13 protein-coding genes and 1 tRNA gene are annotated in these 19,412 nt (G+C 54.4%); 8 read left to right on the top strand and 6 right to left on the bottom strand.

Annotation, left to right across the window (positions count from 1 at the left end; all coding sequences use genetic code 11):
- Window positions 1-126: 126 nt before the first annotated feature.
- Window positions 127-2,418 (top strand): NADP-dependent malic enzyme, encoded by a 2,292-nt coding sequence (locus C5O24_RS01235; RefSeq protein WP_107035745.1) that lies wholly within the window; start codon window positions 127-129, stop codon window positions 2,416-2,418.
- Window positions 2,419-3,019: 601 nt separating this feature from the next.
- Here C5O24_RS01235 and scpA read toward each other — a convergent pair.
- The 3 genes from scpA to C5O24_RS01220 form a co-directional block, all read right to left on the bottom strand.
- Window positions 3,020-5,158 (bottom strand): methylmalonyl-CoA mutase, encoded by a 2,139-nt coding sequence (gene scpA / locus C5O24_RS01230; RefSeq protein ID WP_107681347.1) that lies wholly within the window; start codon window positions 5,156-5,158, stop codon window positions 3,020-3,022.
- A gap of 29 nt (window positions 5,159-5,187) precedes the next feature.
- Window positions 5,188-7,038, bottom strand: a complete 1,851-nt coding sequence (gene mutA / locus C5O24_RS01225; RefSeq protein WP_107035747.1) for a methylmalonyl-CoA mutase small subunit — start codon at window positions 7,036-7,038, stop codon at window positions 5,188-5,190.
- A gap of 84 nt (window positions 7,039-7,122) precedes the next feature.
- Window positions 7,123-8,769 (bottom strand): fumarate hydratase, encoded by a 1,647-nt coding sequence (locus tag C5O24_RS01220; protein ID WP_107035748.1) that lies wholly within the window; start codon window positions 8,767-8,769, stop codon window positions 7,123-7,125.
- Window positions 8,770-8,944: 175 nt separating this feature from the next.
- Here C5O24_RS01220 and C5O24_RS01215 point away from each other — a divergent pair, with 175 nt between their 5' ends.
- Entirely contained in the window at window positions 8,945-9,526 is a 582-nt protein-coding gene (locus C5O24_RS01215) for a hypothetical protein (RefSeq protein WP_133165423.1), read from the top strand.
- A gap of 8 nt (window positions 9,527-9,534) precedes the next feature.
- Here the strand turns inward: C5O24_RS01215 and C5O24_RS01210 are convergent, their stop codons facing one another.
- Both C5O24_RS01210 and C5O24_RS01205 read right to left on the bottom strand, forming a co-directional pair.
- Window positions 9,535-11,226 (bottom strand): phosphoethanolamine transferase family protein, encoded by a 1,692-nt coding sequence (locus C5O24_RS01210; RefSeq protein WP_107035750.1) that lies wholly within the window; start codon window positions 11,224-11,226, stop codon window positions 9,535-9,537.
- A complete protein-coding gene (locus tag C5O24_RS01205) occupies window positions 11,213-12,376 on the bottom strand; it encodes a BamA/TamA family outer membrane protein (RefSeq protein ID WP_107035751.1) in 1,164 nt (387 codons plus the stop codon). Before C5O24_RS01205 ends, C5O24_RS01210 begins: the two co-directional genes overlap by 14 nt.
- 213 nt (window positions 12,377-12,589) lie before the next feature.
- On the opposite strand from C5O24_RS01205, the gene C5O24_RS01200 reads away from it, so the two are divergent.
- Both C5O24_RS01200 and C5O24_RS01195 read left to right on the top strand, forming a co-directional pair.
- The gene (locus tag C5O24_RS01200) at window positions 12,590-13,495 is read left to right on the top strand and encodes a DUF3943 domain-containing protein (protein ID WP_161553752.1); all 906 of its coding nucleotides are present in this window, start codon (window positions 12,590-12,592) and stop codon (window positions 13,493-13,495) included.
- 90 nt (window positions 13,496-13,585) lie between these two features.
- Window positions 13,586-14,554 (top strand): PCMD domain-containing protein, encoded by a 969-nt coding sequence (locus tag C5O24_RS01195; protein ID WP_107035753.1) that lies wholly within the window; start codon window positions 13,586-13,588, stop codon window positions 14,552-14,554.
- Between the two features lie 443 nt (window positions 14,555-14,997).
- Here the strand turns inward: C5O24_RS01195 and C5O24_RS01190 are convergent.
- Window positions 14,998-15,072, bottom strand: a tRNA-Pro gene (locus C5O24_RS01190).
- 95 nt (window positions 15,073-15,167) lie between these two features.
- On the opposite strand from C5O24_RS01190, the gene C5O24_RS01185 reads away from it, so the two are divergent.
- The 4 genes from C5O24_RS01185 to C5O24_RS14265 form a co-directional block, all read left to right on the top strand.
- Window positions 15,168-15,782, top strand: a complete 615-nt coding sequence (locus tag C5O24_RS01185; protein ID WP_107035754.1) for a hypothetical protein — start codon at window positions 15,168-15,170, stop codon at window positions 15,780-15,782.
- Window positions 15,783-15,977: 195 nt separating this feature from the next.
- Window positions 15,978-16,733: a shikimate dehydrogenase family protein gene (locus C5O24_RS01180; protein ID WP_107035755.1), complete on the top strand. Its 756-nt coding sequence runs from the start codon at window positions 15,978-15,980 to the stop codon at window positions 16,731-16,733.
- Window positions 16,734-16,786: 53 nt separating this feature from the next.
- Complete coding sequence (locus C5O24_RS01175; protein ID WP_107035770.1) at window positions 16,787-17,824, top strand: YeiH family protein; 1,038 nt, start codon at window positions 16,787-16,789, stop codon at window positions 17,822-17,824.
- Window positions 17,825-17,858: 34 nt separating this feature from the next.
- The coding region (locus C5O24_RS14265) for a ComEC/Rec2 family competence protein (protein ID WP_133165422.1) at window positions 17,859-19,412 on the top strand (1,554 nt) is incomplete at its 3' end.

Here is a 19,412-nt window from a genome sequence, read left to right as displayed (position 1 = left end):
ACTCCAACGGTTATTTTTGTATATTTGCAAAAATATCCGCCACCAACCCCGGCTCAGTGATCCACAGCCGGGGTTGCGGCGTCAGCGGTATAATGACATTCACATTTTCAAACACATAGCACACAGATGTCGACAGTAACAAAAGAAGCGGCCCTTGAATATCACCGTCAGGGCAAACCGGGAAAAATCGAGGTGATCCCCACCAAACCCTACAGCACGCAGCATGATCTCGCTCTGGCCTATTCGCCCGGCGTGGCATATCCGTGCAAAGAGATCGAAGCCAAACCGGCCGACGTGTATGAATACACCAACAAAGGCAATCTCGTGGCAGTGATATCAAACGGTACGGCCGTGCTCGGCCTCGGCGACATAGGTCCGCTTGCCGGCAAGCCAGTAATGGAAGGCAAAGCATTACTCTTCAAAATATTCGCCGGGATAGACTGCTTCGACATAGAGGTGGACGAAAAAGACCCGAAGCGCTTCATCGACATAGTCAAAGCGATCTCTCCCACATTCGGAGGCATCAATCTTGAAGACATCAAGGCACCGGAGTGCTTCGAGATCGAGCAGCGGCTCAAAGAGGAGTGCGACATACCGGTGATGCACGACGACCAGCACGGCACCGCCATTATATCGGCTGCCGGCCTGCTCAACGCGCTCGAGATACAGGGAAAGCGAATAGAGGATGTGCTGCTTGTTGTGAACGGCGCCGGCGCCGCAGCCGTATCATGCACCAAGCTCTACATAGCGCTCGGCGTAAAGAAAGAGAACATCGTGATGTGTGACAGCAAAGGCGTGATCACCACACAGCGCAAGGATCTCAACCCTCAGAAAGCCGAATTTGCCACAGATCGCCCCGTCAGCACCCTTGCCGAAGCGATGAAGGGAGCCGACGTGTTTCTCGGCCTCTCCGTGAAGGATGTGGTCACGACCGAGATGGTACAGTCGATGGCCGAACGCCCGATCGTATTCGCCCTGGCCAACCCTGATCCGGAGATCTCCTTCGACAAAGCCATGGCCTCGCGTCCCGACCTGATCTTCGCCACAGGCCGCAGCGACTATCCCAACCAGATCAACAACGTGCTCGGCTTCCCCTACATATTCCGCGGCGCCCTTGACAGCGGCGCCACCACCATCAATGAAGCAATGAAGCTCGCTGCTGTCAGAGCCATTGCAGCGCTGGCCAAAGAGCCTGTGCCGACAGTGGTCAATGCAGCCTACAACATGACCGACCTGAAATTTGGCCGCGACTACATACTGCCCAAACCGCTCGATCCGCGTCTGCTCACGAGGGTGGCTCCGGCTGTGGCACGAGGCGCCATGGAGAGCGGCGTGGCACGCCGTCCGATAGCCGACTGGGAGGAATACTGCGAGCGCCTGCGCCGCCTGATGGGCTATGACAACAAGATCACCCACCGCCTTTACAACGAAGCCAAACGCCATCCGAAGCGAGTGGTATTCGGCGAGGGCAACACCGACAATATGCTCAAGGCCGCCGTCATGGCCCACAAAGAGGGCGTGCTTATCCCCGTGCTGCTCGGCAACGAAGAGATGATCGAGAAGCGCGCTGCACGCCTCGGGCTTGACCTGACAGACGTGGAGATCGTCAACCTGCGTCACGACCGTGAGGCTGACCGCCGTCAGCGCTACGCCGAACTGTTTGCCGGCAAGCGCCAGCGCGAAGGCATCACCGAAGCCGAAGCCCTCGAAAAGATGTATGACCGCAACTATTTCGGCATGATGATGGTGGAAACCGGCGACGCCGACGCATTCCTTGCCGGCACATATTCCGCCGCCCACTCCGTAGGCAAGATCGCCAAGGAGGTGATCGGCATACGTCCGAGCTACGACCACTTCGCCACACTCCATATAGTCAACACCAAACGCGGCACATTCTTCATTTCCGACACCCAGGTCAACAAAACCGTTGACGAAGACACCCTTGTCGACATAGCCCGCCTGACCCGCAACTCGGTGGAATACTTCTCACACGATCCGGTGATAGCCATGGTGTCGTACAGCAACTTCGGTTCGGGCCGCGAAGAGGAGTGCCTGACGGTGCGCAAAGCGGTGGAGCGGATGCAGACGATGTATCCCGACCTTGCCATTGACGGCGAGATGGGACTCAACTATGCCCTCAACAGCAATCTGCGCGACACCATATTCCCGTTCAACCGTCTGAACGGACAGGAAGTGAACACCCTCATATTCCCGAATCTGAGTGCCGCCACCACCGCTTTCCGCACGATGCTCGAAATGGGACTCGGCGACGCCATAGGCCCGATACAGATGGGCCTCAACAAGCCCGTGCATTTTATCAGCGTCAACGCCGGAGTACGCGACATCATAAACCTCGCCACCATAGCCAGCCTCGACGCCGCAGTGCTCGAACGCAACTCCACCCCCATCGACAAATAAACAGCTGACCTGAGCGACACATCACACAATCATAACACTTCATGCCTGCGGCTTCTCTGTCTGTCATTACTACAGCTACAGAAACCGCAGGCATTTTCGAAAATACCGCCTTGAACAGCAACGGCAATAATCATATACCTGCAGGTTGTATGCTCCGTGGAGCATCCCTACAACTTGCCTAAGGACAACCGAAGGGGAGATGGAACAATGTATTACTTTTTTTTGCACTAAGTAACTCTTAAAAATTAGTTGATATTATTAAATTCATCAGTAACCCGTGCCTGCTGCGGCGCTTTTTGATGTTGTCCGGCGTTTTTTGCTTTCACCCTCAGTTGTGTAGCTCGCTACACGCCCTCGTTTTCAAGTAAAAAACACTCGAACAAATCTCAAAAATCACTCGCAGCTAATTTTTGCGAGTTACTTACGACCATATTCCATCAGCCTTATAATGAATTGTCCATTCGGGCATAACAATACGCTGCAACATATTGATTTTTTGACACAGCGCCATCAGAATCAAGACAAGACCCTGTGTCATCGATTGCGTGACACAGGGTCTTATATCATTAGGAGGTCAACGGAATGACCTGTGGGAACGAGATCACTCGGCTTCGAGGAGCTCTATCATCTTGATGGCGCTGTCGGGGATACGTGTGCCAGGGCCAAAGATAGCCGCCACACCCGCACGATAGAGGAAATCGTAGTCCTGCGCGGGGATCACACCACCGGCAGTGACGAGTATATCCTCACGTCCGAGTTTGCGCAGCTCCTCGATGACCTGCGGCACGAGCGTCTTGTGGCCGGCAGCGAGCGAGCTTACGCCGAGTATGTGCACATCGTTTTCCACCGCCTGACGCGCAGCCTCGGCGGGAGTCTGGAAGAGCGGTCCCATATCGACGTCGAATCCGCAGTCGGCATATCCTGTAGCGACGACTTTGGCTCCGCGGTCGTGGCCGTCCTGACCCATTTTGGCGATCATTATACGCGGCTGGCGTCCTTCGCGTTTGGCGAACTCCTCCACCTTCTTCTGTGCCCTGACGAAGTCGGGGTCGTTGTTGGTTTCGTTGCTGTACACTCCTGAAATGGTTTGTATCTGTGCTTTGTATCGTCCTACTACTTCTTCGCATGCGTCGGAAATCTCGCCGAGCGTAGCGCGCAGTCCGGCAGCCTTCACGGCGAGGTCGAGCAGATTGCCCTTGCGGGTGCGCACGCACTCGGTGATAGCCGCGAGAGCCTCCTTGACCTTGGCCTCATCGCGATGGCTCTTGACTTCGTTGAGCCGTTCGATCTGCTCCTTGCGCACTTCGGTATTGTCGATCTCGAGGATGTCGATCGGATCCTCGTGGTCGAGTCTGTACTTGTTGATACCGACGATGGTCTGGCGACCGGAGTCGATACGCGCCTGTGTGCGCGCAGCGGCTCCCTCGATACGGAGCTTGGGCAGTCCGGTTTCGATAGCCTTGGCCATGCCGCCGAGCTTTTCGATCTCCTGGATGTGCTCCCATGCGCGTTGTGCGATCTCGTTGGTGAGCGCCTCCACGTAGTATGATCCGGCCCAGGGGTCGATCTCCTTTGTCACCATAGTTTCTTCCTGGATATAGATCTGCGTATTACGTGCGATACGCGCCGAGAAGTCGGTGGGAAGAGCGATAGCCTCGTCGAGAGCGTTGGTGTGGAGCGACTGTGTGTGTCCGAGGGCAGCTCCCATAGCCTCGATACAGGTACGTCCGACATTGTTGAACGGATCCTGCTCTGTCAGCGACCATCCGGAGGTCTGTGAATGGGTGCGGAGCGCAAGCGACTTCGGGTTCTTGGGGTTGAACTGCTTGACGATCTTGGCCCAGAGCATACGCGCCGCGCGCATCTTGGCGATCTCCATGAAGAAGTTCATGCCGATAGCCCAGAAGAACGACAGACGCGGGGCGAACGAGTCGATATCCATGCCGGCATTGACGCCCGCGCGCAGATACTCAAGTCCGTCGGCAAGCGTATAGGCCAGCTCGATGTCGCAGGTAGCTCCGGCCTCCTGCATGTGGTAGCCGGAGATGGAGATGGAGTTGAACTTGGGCATGTTCTGCGATGTGTATTCGAATATATCGGCGATAATACGCATCGAGAACTCCGGCGGATAGATATAGGTGTTGCGCACCATGAACTCCTTGAGGATATCGTTCTGTATCGTTCCGGCCATTTCTTCGAGCCTGGCACCCTGTTCGAGTCCGGCATTGATATAGAAAGCGAGTACCGGAAGAACGGCACCGTTCATGGTCATCGACACCGACATCTTGTTGAGGGGTATACCGTCGAAGAGCACCTTCATGTCGTCGAGCGAGCAGATCGACACTCCGGCCTTGCCCACGTCGCCCACCACGCGCGAGTGGTCAGCGTCGTAACCACGGTGTGTGGCAAGGTCAAACGCCACCGAGAGTCCCTTCTGACCTGCTGCGAGGTTGCGGCGGTAGAAAGCGTTGGATTCGGCTGCGGTGGAGAATCCGGCATACTGTCGGATAGTCCAGGGGCGCAGGGGGTACATGGCGCTGTACGGACCTCTGAGGAACGGAGGAAGACCTGACACATAGTTGAGGTGTTCGAGTCCTTCAAGGTCGCTCTTTGTATAGATCGGTTTTACAGGGATAAGTTCGGGCGTGAGCCATTCCTCACCCTTTGCCTCCGCCGGGGCATGAGCCGGAGTGGTGAAGGCATCTTTCGTTATGTCGATATTATTAAAATCGGGTCTCATTGTAAGATGGTATTAAGGATGAGGATTTATCATTTGAGCAGACGCTCGTTGAACGCACGCAGAGTGTCGAGCACATTTGAGCGCACATTGACGAAATTCTCTATGCCGATGGCCTTGAGATCGTCGGTGCAGGCCGGAGCGCCTGCCACAACGAATTCGGCGCGGCCGTCGAGGTAGCGGTAGGCTTCGGGAGCGAGCTCGGCATACTCGTCATCGCTTGAGCAGAGCACGATCACGTCGGCACCCTTGGCAAGAGCTTCGTCGACGCCCTGCTGCACTGTCTCGAATCCGAGATTGTCGATGATCTCGTAGCCGGCACAGCCGAAGAAGTTGGTGGAGAACTGCGCACGTGCGAGACGCATGGCCAGATTGCCGATAGTGAGCATAAACACCTTCGGACGATTGGATGCTGCCTCCGTGGCCAGTCGCAGCGCTTCGAAATCGCTTGCCGCGCGGGCTGTGGGGAGCGCTGCGTCAGCATTGTCATCGTCATGGTTGTGACATCCGCACGAGCATCCGGTGGCTTCTATCTTTGAGGCCGCCATCTCGTTGATATTGGGGTACTGGTTGGTGCCGAGAAGTATCTCCTTACGGCGTGCCACGTCGGTGTGGCGCTTATCGGAAGTGGCGCGGACAGCGCGCTGCACTTCGCCATCGTTGACAGCTGCAAGGAATCCGCCCTTGTCCTCCACTTCGAGGAAGAGCTTCCATGCCTCCTTGGCAATAGCGACCGTCAGAGTCTCGACATAGTATGATCCTCCGGCAGGATCGACCACCTTGTCGAGATGGCTCTCCTCCTTGAGAAGGAACTGCTGATTGCGCGCGATGCGTTCGGAGAAATCATCGGGTGTGCGATAGGGTGCATCGAAGGGAGTCACAGTGATAGAGTCGACTCCTGCGAGAGCGGCCGACATACATTCGGTCTGGCTGCGCAGAAGATTGACGTGTGCGTCGTAGACTGTCTGGTTGAACCGCGATGTCACGGCATGCACCGCCATCTTGCAGGCGTCGGCCGATGCGGGCTTGTAAAGCTCCACGATCTGCGCCCAGAGCATTCGTGCCGCACGGAATTTGGCGATCTCCATGAAATAGTTGCTGGAGATACCCATGTTGAACTTCACACGCGATGCTACCTCATCGACCGAGAGTCCCCGGTCGGTGAGCAGAGTCAGCCATTCGGCGCCCCATGCAAGAGCATAGCCAAGTTCCTGATATATATAGGCTCCGGCATCGCTCAGCATCACGCCGTCGGCACCGAGCAGACGCAGTCCCTTGACATCGGAGGCCACTGAAATCATATCGGCAGCCATTTGGGCGATATCGCCGGGGAACGGCTTGCCGTGCTTGAGAGCCTTCTTGAACGGATTGAAATCGATGCTTCCGCGGAATGTGTCGGCGGCGCCATGGTCCTTGACATACTTCACGATGCTTGCGCACAGCTCCTCGCAGTGGCGCGGGCATGCGGTGAAGTTGATCTCCACCTTGGCGATATCGATATCCTTGAGCAGCGATGCGACAGTAGCGGCGTCGCACTCTTTCATACGGAATCCAAGCGACGTGATGCCCTTGCCGAGCACGTCGAGAGCCTTGGCATTGGCGGCGACAGGATCGGCGGCGTCAATTTCCTGACGGGCCAGCCAGTCGTTGTCGGTGCGTGTGCCACGGACAAACGGATATTCGCCGGGAAGCGAATCGGTTGTGCTGAGGTTTTCTATATCCTCTGCACGGTACATAGGCTGCACATTGAAGCCCTCATTGGTACGCCATACCAGTTTCTTGTCGAAAGGAGCACCTTTCAGGTCGGCTTCCACTTTCTCGCGCCATTCGGCTGTGGTCACCGGCGGAAACTGGTCAAACAATTTTTCTTTTTTTTCTGCCATGATTTGGTATTGGGTATTAAGATTTCTTTAATGTCAGAGCGCCCGGATGCCGAAGCATCCAAGCGCGATGTAGTGACGGTATGATTACTTGAGTCCGCATCCGTTGCATTTCTGCACTATCTGCTGGAAGAAATCGTTGCCTTTGTCGTCGACAAGTATGAAGGCGGGGAAGTCCTCCACTTCGATTTTCCAGATAGCCTCCATGCCGAGTTCGGGATATTCGAGGCATTCCACTTTCTTGATGGAGTTCTGTGCGAGTATAGCGGCCGGTCCGCCGATAGATCCGAGGTAGAATCCTCCATGTTTGTGGCAGGCATCGGTTACCTGCTGGCTACGGTTGCCCTTGGCTATCATCACCATCGATCCACCTTCGGACTGGAACTGGTCGACATAGGAGTCCATGCGTCCGGCAGTGGTGGGTCCGAAGGATCCTGAAGGCATTCCTGCCGGCGTCTTGGCCGGTCCGGCATAGTAGATAGGATGATTCTGCATGTATTCCGGCATCGGCTCGCCACGGTCGAGACGCTCCTTGATCTTGGCGTGGGCTATGTCGCGGCCTACGATAATAGTGCCGTTGAGCGACAAGCGCGTGGCCACCGGATATTTGGAGAGTTCCTTAAGTATTTCGGGCATCGGACGGTTGAGATCGATCTTCACTACCTGACCTTCTCCTTCGCGGCGCATCTCTTCGGGGATCAGTTCGCCGGGATTGGAATCAAGTTTCTCGATCCATAGTCCCTTGCTATTGATCTTTGCCTTGATATTGCGGTCGGCCGAGCAGCTTACGCCAAGACCGACGGGGCAGGACGCACCGTGGCGCGGCAGACGGATGACGCGTATGTCGTGGGCGAAATATTTACCTCCGAACTGCGCGCCGAGTCCGATGCGCTGCGCCTCTTCGAGGAGCTGCTTCTCCAGCTCCGCGTCGCGGAATGCATGTCCGAGTTCGTTGCCCTTGGTAGGAAGATTGTCGTAGTATTTTACAGAGGCCTTCTTTACTGTGGCGAGGTTCATCTCGGCCGATGTGCCTCCGATAACAAACGCGATGTGATAGGGCGGACAGGCGGCTGTGCCGAGGCTCTTCATCTTCTCCACGAGGAAGGGGACGAGCTTTTCGGGCGTCAGAAGCGCCTTTGTTTCCTGATAGAGATAGGTCTTGTTGGCCGATCCGCCTCCTTTTGCCACGAAAAGGAACTTGTATTCGTTGCCGTCGACGGCATGGAGATCGATCTGTGCAGGAAGATTGCATCCGGTGTTGACCTCATCGAACATTGTCAGAGGCGCATTCTGCGAATAGCGAAGATTGTCTTCGGTGTAGGTGAGGTAGACACCTTTGGAAAGACGTTCTTCGTCGCCGCCGCCGGTATATACATTCTGTCCCTTGTTGCCGTGGATTATAGCTGTGCCGGTATCCTGACAGAACGGGAGCTGTCCCTTGGCTGCCACTTCGGCATTGCGCAGCATGGTAAGAGCCACGAACTTGTCGTTTTCGCTGGCTTCGGGATCGTGAAGTATCTTAGCCACCATCTCGTTATGCTCCCGTCGGAGCATGAAAGCGTTGTCGTGCGTAGCCTGACGCGCGAGCACCGTGAGAGCTTCGGGATCAACGACAAGCATCTCGTGACCGTTCCAATTCTCGGTCTTCACATAGTCGGGTGTCAGAAGATAATACTCCGTAGTGTCAGCCGACATAGGAAACATCTCCTGATATCGGAATGGTTTGGTTGCCATAATCAGATAAGTATTTATGTTATTGTATATGTTTATCGTATCTGAATGGCAAAGTTAACAAATTTGATTTCATAAAGCAAAACTTTAATGCGCCTATTCGCGTTAATATCTTAAAAAGGCAAAACATATATCAACAATCATGATCAAAACCGCATTATTTGCTTCAATTGCACTTGTGTCACTGACGCTTGTATCGTGTGATGAAACGGCTCGCCTAGCAAAAGAGATCAAAGGCAGCTGGTGTGGCACCCCCGAACGCCTATCGGACAAGATGTCGGGCACGGCCAACATTGTGGAGACCTTCAATTTTGTACGCGACGACGACAAGAACGGCGGTCCGCTGATAATCTCGGCGATGGTGGACGCGACAGGCCCTCTGCAACAGACGGATCAGATCGTCCAGCCATACGCCCTTTCGGCAGCCGCCGAAGTATCAGCCCAGGGCGTATGGACAGCGATTGACGATGACGAAGTGAGCGTGGCTATAGATCCGCAATCGATCGAGATAGACATAGATCCGGCCGACATAGTGTTTGACGCCAATCTGCTGACCAATCAGGAAGCGCCTGCCCTTGATTCGATCCGCCCTCTCGCTGCAGCATCACTCAAGGCACGCCTGAAGAGAGAGATCACCACACGTTTTCTTGAGCTAAAGCACCTTGATGACGTAAAAGTGAAGAAGAATCTCCTGCGCTATGAAGTCGGGAAAAAAGACATCACAATGTCACGCATCGGAGATATCGAGCCTACGAAATAGCACGACGCCTATCGTGCGAGGATAGCGTCGAGATCCACGGCGCGGTTGTGATCGTCAAGATAGCGCCGCGCCGGTTTCTTATATTCCCCCGACACGACGGAAAGCTCCGGATCGAAAAGCGGGGAACCGATGCCTGCAAACTGCAGTGCGGTATGATATACCGAACGCGAGGTGCTGACCGGCATCGGCCTATTGGCGCAGGCGGCGTCGAAATAGCCGGGATGACGCGCCGCCATGGGATCGGAAATCCATACAATCATCGGGACGTCGATCTGCCATCGGCTCGGCACAGGTGAAGCATGAAGAAACAGATGACGGTCGTCGTCGAAGATATCCTCACCATGGTCGGAGGCGTAGACCATCGCAGCCTCGGCACCTGACAAACGCAGGCATGACGCCACAGAATCAAGCATGGCCGCTGTGTAGAGTATGGTATTGTCGTAGGCATTGTCGAGCCGATCCTTGGCCGCCAACGAGGCATCGGTATATTCATAAGGGCCGAATCGGGCAAAATCCTCAGGATAACGGTCGTTGTAGCTGAAATGAGAACCATAGGCATGGAGCACTATGAGCTGACGATCCGCACCACGCACCAACTCTTCTTTCAGCAGCGGCAGCAGCTCCATATCTAACGACTCTCCCGAAGCCCCCGGCTGCTCCTTTATAAACAGAGTTGTGTCAGCTTCAAACGCAAAGCGGTCTATAAACGAACGGTTGTAGCGCTGGTTGGAGAAGAAGGCTGTGCGAAATCCCGCCTCACGGAATGCTGTCACAATGCTCTTTACCGAGTATATGGAATCTCCGAATGTATCGGCTGTGAGATGCGACAGCAGCATCGGGACACTCTTATGGGTGGTGTTGGATTCTGAATATGCCTCCGGAAAGCTGACAAAACCACCTGCAGCCAACGAGGGCGACGTCGGGCGACCATATCCATTGATCTGCCAACGATCGCCACGGGCTGTTTCACCCACGACGATCACCACGATCCTTCGTGCAGAGTCGGCCGGAAAAAGATCCACAGCATGAGCCGAAAACGACGATGATGTCGACCCATAGTTTTCAAGCCTTTCCGTGCGATCGACCGCAAGCACAATGTTATAAAGCACATTGAGCGGATAGATATCAATCAGAGGTCGCACCGGACGCGATCCAGGAAGCGAAACCGCAATCGCTACCAGAGCCACCAGCAAAGCCGACAAGGAAGCCCGACGGACGACAAAGAGCGCACGGCGGCCGGCACGCCAATGCCGGACACATCCCACGACCGCACATACGATAGGCGGCAGATACATCAGACTGACAGTCAGTATGGCTGACAACAGATTTCCCAAAAGTTCACCTACCTCAGTGGGATTTGTCGTGACAACGTTGAGAAACATGTCGACCGCTATGATCGACCGTCCGTAGAGAAACAGCAATACAATCTGGAACGCTCCAAGCACCATGAACGGTATCGTGGACAGAACTGTCGCAGCCACCCGGCGCGAACATGCAAGCCACAGACCGAACACCCCGACGGGGAAAAGAGCGTTGGCGATGCGTGCAGCCCACGACATCTGTTCGGTGACCGACAATATCACTGCCGGAGCCGCGAGCATTGCCAGAGTCCAGATCAACAATATGACGGATGAGACTTGTGGAGAAAGATATATATGCGAACGTGTTTTCAGACGGTGTGTTATATCAGAATGCTTCATTGATATTAAACGAAAAAGATGATGACCCGCGGCCTATACCATAATCGAGTCGCACATTGCAACGCTTTTTGAACTCCCACCTATATCCAAGTCCGACGCAGGGCAACACACGACTCCATCTCACACTTTCGACGGCCGGGGTTACGACTCCGGCGCCGGCCCAGAACGTCACACCACTACGACGCCACACATGCTGACGCAACTCTGCCACCACATTGAGAGCGCATTTGTCGCGATAGCGACCCTCGTAATAGCTACGCATACCGCCCCCTTCGTCGAGATTGGACATCATGCTCCAGCAGACATTGCCATAAGCGAAGCGTCCGGCCACCTGAGCAGCAAGCACCCCACCACGCCAGAGAGGAGTGTAACGGGCAAGCCGCAATGCCGTGAAGCTAAACGCATAACTATTGCTCAGGAAACGCGGGCAAAACTTCTGGTCAAGCACGAAAAGCCAACCTGTAGCCGGCCCGGTGTGTGAGTCGCGCGAATCGTACTGCAATCTGAAACCGGCGCCTACAGTGTTGGTGACCATATCCTGACCCAGCCACAGCTCCGGACGCTGTGCCTTGCGGGCATCATAGTGATGAAACTCAAGCGCCGGCCCTGCGAACAAATTGTCGCCAAGACGCCACATAAACGTGGCAGAGGCCCTGTAGGACAACAGACGATATGACGACTTGCCATCATCATTGCGCTGACTTCCGAAATCGAGTCCCCAGAATTCGGTCGGGAAAGAATAGAAGAATATATTGTAGTCAATACGCCGTCGGTCGGATGGGAATATATGCGTGCCACGCAGTCCGAGCAGAGCGAATCCGGCAGTGGAAATATCCGAGTACAGCGAAACGTTGGAGGGTATGGCCGATGTGTCGGACCTGTCAGCTAGATAATTGCCGGCGGCCACAAGACCTATGCCGAGCTTGGTATCCGACGCATAGTGAGGTCCTCCGATAAAACTGACATCAAGGCCTTTGCTATAGTCGGGTTTATTGGATTCGGCAAAATAATCGAGCAGGCGGTCGATGATATTCTTACGTTGGGGCACAGTATCGGCCTGAAGCGGATCACCATGGTCGGACGCTCTACCGGCAAACGGAATGATGAGCATCGTCACCGCCAGAAGTATTTTTTGAAACTGATCAGTCATTGATTTACGGCAGCAAAATTACTGAAAATGCTCCGATCAGTGAGCAAAACGCCTGTCAATCTTTTTCCGATAGGGTCAGATTGTTGTCCGCAACCGCCATAAAAAGTTACCACGACAGAACTGTAGCGTCGCGCCAGCGTTTAAGAAATAAGCATACTATCAACGTATCGACTATTTTAATCAATGAGAAGAATTACGGTCATATTAACGGTAATGATCTCCGCAGTATACCTGGCGGCCGGCGCCGTCTCGCTGCCGACATTGACAGAAATATCAATACCGACTCCAAGCATTTCATTGCCGCAGGCTCCGAAGGTGCCACAGACACTCGTTCTTCATCGGGCATCAATCACAAACGACGATGCCGGAGCCGACGACACCACCGAAGCGACCAGTGCCGCCACAGAAGGGTGCTGGTCGAAGAAACCGAGTCTGTATGACTATCCGTACTCCCCCACCCGATCCATGCGCGACTGGAACCGCCTGTGGGCCAATACGGCAGTCCTGATGGGTGGCGGTCTGACCGCGCTCGGCATCCTGGAACTGCTTCCTCAGGAATCGACAGCATGGAACAGTCATGAAAACGGCAAGACCCCGTTGTTCAAACGCTGGCTTCGCCACGTCAAAGAGGGTCCGGTATGGGACGGTGACAAATTCATCTTCAACTTTGTGCTCCACCCCTATGCCGGAGCGGCATACTACATGAGCGCACGGAGCTGCGGGTTCAACTACTGGGGTTCGTTTGTGTATTGCTTCTGCATCTCTACATTCTTCTGGGAATACGGATTTGAAGCCTTCAACGAAATTCCGTCGGCTCAGGATATTGTAGTGACATCGGTGGTAGGCTCAATCATGGGCGAGGCTTTCTATCATGCCAAACGCCATATAATGTCCAACGGCTACCGCATCTTCGGTTCGCGCGCCCTGGGCTATGTGGCGGCCTTTTTTTGCGATCCGGTCAACGAAGTCCTGGGCTATTTCAGGGGCGACCAGCACAGAGCCATCCGACGCTTCGACGGCGCGCCCCGGAGCATGGCGAGCGCATCGGGAGGATTCGTATTCAATCCGACTTCGCGCACAGGAATGCGCTACGGACTGACACTCACATATTCTTTCTGACAAATACCACTTTTTGACAAACATCACTGACAAACGTCACAGCATATACTTCAAAAAATGCATTAACTTTGCACATTCCATAAAAAAGATATGAACATAACACGCACAGCAAGCCTCGCGGCATTAATAATGTCGGCCATGATATCGGCTGCCCAGACCAAAACGACCGAACCGATACCTTACGGTGACTTCGAGCACTGGGTACGCCGCACTCTTCGCGAATCGGTGGTGATAGGCGGCCACGAAAAGGTGCTCTACGAAGTAGGTCCTGAGAGGAACATATCGGGGAGCGACAATGCCGCATACCGCAATCTCGGCGGCTCTCCGTGGGCCACAAGCAATGTTTACGCCAAAGTATCGGGTGTGACCAAAGGCTCCAACGCCGTGTATCCGGCCAACCGCACGGCCAGCAACCGATGTGCGAAACTGTGCACACAGATGGAACGCGTCAAAGTGCTCGGGCTGATAAACATGGATGTGATGGTGGCCGGATCGATGTTTCTCGGAGAGATGATAGAGCCGATCACAAGCACGAGCAATCCCTACGCCAAGATGGAGATGGGCATACCCTACACCAAGCGGCCGAAAGCTCTGGTGATGGACTATTCGGTAGACATGCCGCAGACCGACACCCGGGTGAAATCGACCGGCTTCGGCGGCAAGAAAGTGTTGCCCGGACGCGATGAGGCTGTGGTGTTCGTGATGCTTCAGCGCCGCTGGGAGGACGCTCAAGGAGGCCTACATGCAAAGCGGATAGCTACCGGCGGAGAGAAATTCAAACGCGGCACGGCATGGCAATCGGGACACCGCGTGCCGCTTGTATATGGCGATGTGTCAAAGAATCATTCGCTGTCATGGCTACCTCTGCGCAACGGCGACAACTCCTACTATGCCCACAATTCGAAAGGGAAACTCGTCAGGATACAGGAGGATGGGTGGGATTCAGCAGATGCGACTCCGACCCATATCATCGTGATGTTTTCGGCCGGCAACGGCGAGCCATACGTAGGCACTGAAGGACTGACGCTCTACGTGGACAATGTAGGCTTCGCTTTCTGACCGCACCGTTCCAGATCCGGCAACACACAACAACTGCAATCATAATACCATACACCATGAAACATTTCAAACCCAAAGCCACTATAGGTTATTCGCAGGGTCAACGCATTCTTGCGAGACACATTGACAAATAGCTTGTGGGTGAGTAACTATTCAGCGAAAACAAAGGATACGAAGATTTAGCTCATCAGTGGGTGAACATAATTGTTAAATTACTCATACTATTGTTAAACAATGTTGTCTATATTATTCCATATCGTTTCGGCTGTTGAAACATAAGTGAAACAACTTGCTCCAAAGTTACCCAAAATGACCCAAAACGACCCAAAAAAAATCCGCTGACCCCAAAAAACACACCGAAATAATGCCTAAAACTTACGTATAAACGCAAAAAAGCCTTGAAATCCAGATTGCGTCTGATTTTCAAGGCTTTTACTTCATTGTCGGGGTGAAAGGATTCGAACCTTCGACCCCCTGGTCCCAAACCAGGTGCGCTAACCGGACTGCGCTACACCCCGCCTGAACATGCCGCTATAAGCGACGCGACAAATAGACGCTGCAAAGTTAATCATTTTTTCGTAATTTTGCCTTCGTAAATAAATATTTCTTCGCAATGAAAGGAAAAATGCCCTATATTCTGCTTGTGCTCTTGATCATAGTCGGTATAACGAGCTGGGGCGCCGGAATAGCTCTGGCGTCGCAGACCCTGTCGTCACGCTGGATATCTCTGACCGCTGCCGCGATTCTTGCGCTGACTTCCCTGCCTATGACTCTTCGCGCCAAGAATGGAGTGAAGCGCTCCATCACACAGAAGACATTGCGGGGTCTGATGCATGTATTCGTAGCTGGCGGCGTAGGTTATCTCGCGATACTGGGCATCAACCGTCTTGGGGCAACCGAGGAGAAATCCGAAACGTTAATAGGCGCAGTGACCGAACGTACTCGTCACCGCCACAACCGCACCCGGCGTGTGGGCCGTAACAGATACGTGCCCGACGGCCATTACTACACTTACGGAGCTGTAGTGACGCTGCCCGACGGACGCAAGACCGAGCAACATCTAAGTCTGGAAGAGTACAACCGTACCCGCATCGGAGCGAAGCGTGAAGTGACTGTGGCCCGCGGATGGCTCGGAATGCCAGTGGTGATCAGCATGAAGGAATTATCTAAAAATAAGGAAACAGGCGTACCGATCCGCAAAAAAAAGACAAAAGCACAGAGAGAATGACTCATTGTCATGCAAAAACGATGAATATATGAACTTCAATTCGTATATTTGCAGAAGATATCAATCGAGAATGGCCGAGGCTCTGCCAGTAGACGCTATTTGACACCGCCCAACGACCAAGCGACAGTGCATATTCTTACATGTGTTTCATCGAAACTCCTGTAGTAATAATAACAAGCAACCGATTTAATTCGCATGGCAAAAACACCTGAACGGCTCTACGGCCTCATAGGGTATCCGCTCGGACACTCTTTCTCACAGAACTATTTCAACCACAAATTCGAGGCGGAAAAAATCCCGGCCCGATATGTCAATTTCGAGATCGATGACATAGGACGCCTCATGGAGATCATAGCCCAGTATCCCAATCTGGCGGGACTCAATGTCACAATTCCTTACAAGGAGCAGGTGATAGCCTACATGGACGAGATGGATCATGATGCGAAAGTGATCGGAGCGGTCAACGTCATCAAATTCATCGGTTCAGGCAAGAATCTGAAGCTCAAGGGCTACAACAGCGACATCATCGGTTTTTCCGATTCGATAGCCCCCCTTCTCAACCCGGCTCGCAAGAATGCATTAGTGCTCGGCACCGGTGGCGCGGCAAAGGCCGTAGGCTGCGGACTGAAGAATCTGGGAGTCGAGGTGACATGGGTGTCGCGCACCAAACGTGACAACACGCTGACCTATGGCGAACTGACACCCGAGGTCATGGCAAAACACAAAATAATAGTCAACACCACCCCGCTCGGCATGTATCCGCATGTAGACGAATGCCCTGATATTCCTTACGAAGAACTGACAAGGGAACACCTTTGCTATGACCTTCTCTACAACCCTGACGTCACACTGTTCATGAAGCGGTCGCAGGAGCATGGAGCTGAAACAAAAAACGGGTTGGAAATGTTGTTACTTCAGGCGTTTGCCGCATGGAACATCTGGCACTCATAAAAGACAACACACACAATAAGCAACGAACACATAACCAAACCTATTTCAAAATCATGTTGACAGAAAAACGCAGCAGCATGCTCCACGGTGTACTGCTCATAGCCCTCTTCTCATGCGCCGCCTTCTATATAGGCAGTGCGCAAGTGGTGCGCGAACTATCTTTGAGCCCGATGATCATAGGTATCGTTCTCGGTATGCTCTATGCCAATTCACTGCGCAACAACCTACCGGAAACGTGGGTTCCCGGCATACAATTCTGCTCTAAACGGATATTGCGCGTGGGTATCATACTCTACGGCTTCCGGCTTACTTTTCAGGACATACTCAATGTAGGCGCGGCCGGAATCATCGTCGACGCCATAGTCGTGGCCACTACCATACTCGGTGGCATACTCATAGGCAAAATGATGAAGATGGACCGCGACATAGCTCTTCTCACCTCCATAGGCAGCGGCATCTGCGGTGCGGCAGCCGTGCTCGGAGCCGAGTCGACCATCCAGACCAAGCCTTACAAGACGGCTGTGGCCGTGGCCACAGTAGTGATATTCGGCACACTGTCGATGTTTCTTTATCCCATAGCCTACCGCGCCGGCATCCTTGAGATGACTCCTCAGGAGGTAGGCATCTATGCCGGCGCCACCCTCCACGAAGTGGCTCACGCCGTAGGAGCCGGCAACGCCATGGGAGCCGATGTGGCCAATGTAGCCATCATCGTGAAGATGATCCGCGTGATGCTGCTGGTGCCTGTGTTGCTCATCCTCGGCTGGTGGGTGGCACGACGCGCCGCCCGTTCGGCCCAGCATGACGGCTCCACGAAAGGCAAGGTGGCCATACCCTGGTTTGCCGTAGGATTTCTTGCCGTGATCGGTTTCAACTCATTCGACCTGCTTCCAATGCCGGTAGTAGACGCGATCAATTACTTCGACACCTTCCTGCTGACCATGGCCATGACCGCCTTAGGCGCCGAAACCAGTATCGACAAATTTAAGAAAGCCGGCGCCAAGCCGTTCATCCTTGCTTTCTGGCTTTATCTGTGGCTGCTCGGCGGCGGCTATCTCCTGTCGAGATACCTCGCTCCGCTCTGGCTATAACCGAAAATGAGCGCTCAGCGCCACAACCGACCAGATGCGTGCTCCTCTCTCCATGATGCCATTGATTCCTGCGGCCACAGCCATGGCTGCAGGAATCATTTTGTCGGCCCTCACCGACGCTGCCCTCATAGGACTGGCAGCTCTCGCGGCGGCGATCATCTTTGCAGCACTGAAACATAACCTCACAGCCATCACCACCTGTGCCGCAGCTGCCGGAGCGCTGGCTTTCGGCGTCGGCGCACCTGATGAGGAGGCACTCCCCTTCAACCGACCCATCATGCTCGAAGCCGACATCAAAGAGGTGAAGGACGGAGATGCCACCCGACGGCTGAAAGTCAGCCCTGTGAGATATGCCGACGAGAAGGGCAGCTACCGTCCGACAAATCCAGCCGACATATATCTGTACATTCCGTCGACAGAACCCTACACAGAGCCGGGCGACCGCATAGTCGCGACAACAGCCATAGAGCGTCCGGAAACACGGACGTATTTCCCGGAGGAAACGAGCGAACAGCAACGGATGAAGCGCAGCGGCATAGCCGGAAAGGCTTTTGTCAAGCCAGAAAACATAATCAGCGCAGAGCCGTCGCCACGCATCATGATGCGGCTGATAAAACTGCGCATGTCCATAACCGGCATCATTTACCGGAGCGGAATGAAGGGAGACACCAAGCGGCTGGTCAACATACTGATCACCGGCGACACCTCGGATATGAACCAGTCGACACGAAAGAGTTTTTCGGGCGCGGGCATGGCTCACGTACTTGCGCTCAGCGGACTTCACGTCGGGATCATCGCTTCGCTGCTGATGATAGCCCTGTATCCACTGCGCCTCTGCCGGATGCGCAGCGCTGCCTCAGCATCAGCCATCATCCTGCTTTGGTCATACGCCGCCGTCACAGGCCTGTCGGCATCGGTCACAAGAGCGACAGTGATGGCTTCGGTGCTGCTTATGGCCTCAATGCTTCAGCGACGCCACAGTCCGGCCAACGCCCTTTGTCTGGCCGCCATGCTTATCATGGCCTTCGATCCCACGGCATTATTCACAATCAGTTTCCAGCTCTCCTTTGCCGCAGTGGCCGGGATATTACTGTTCGCCCGACTGCTGAATCCGACCGCACCACGCCGACGCATAGCCCACCGTCTGGCAGGGATCGTATCCGTATCACTCTCCGCCATGCTTGCCACAGGGGCAATATCGGCATATTATTTCCACACCTTTCCGATCTATTTTCTTCCGGCCAACGTGGCTGTGGCTCCGCTGCTGCCGCTCCTGATATCGGGCGGAGCAACCGCCATAACCATCGAGGCTTGCGGAGGAGATCCGGTGATGCTCAACAGCGTCGTCGACCGGCTGGCTCAATGCGTAACCGGCATCGCCAACCTATGCAACAACCTGCCCGGAGCAACTTTGGACGGCCTTTATTTCAGTCCATGGCTTCTCTCTTATACACACCTGATGCTGCCGACGAGCGACCCACTCTCGACCCCGCTCGCCCCCGCCCCCTTCAAAACACCCCCCCACACCCACCCCCCCCCCCCCCACCCCCCCACCCCCCCCCCCCCCCCACCCCCCACGCCCAACCCC

Origin of the sequence: Paramuribaculum intestinale, assembly GCF_003024925.1 — a bacterium.
Lineage (GTDB): Bacteria > Bacteroidota > Bacteroidia > Bacteroidales > Muribaculaceae > Paramuribaculum > Paramuribaculum intestinale.
Note: the sequence above shows the minus strand (reverse complement) of the source record. Positions and strands in the feature narration are given on the sequence as shown.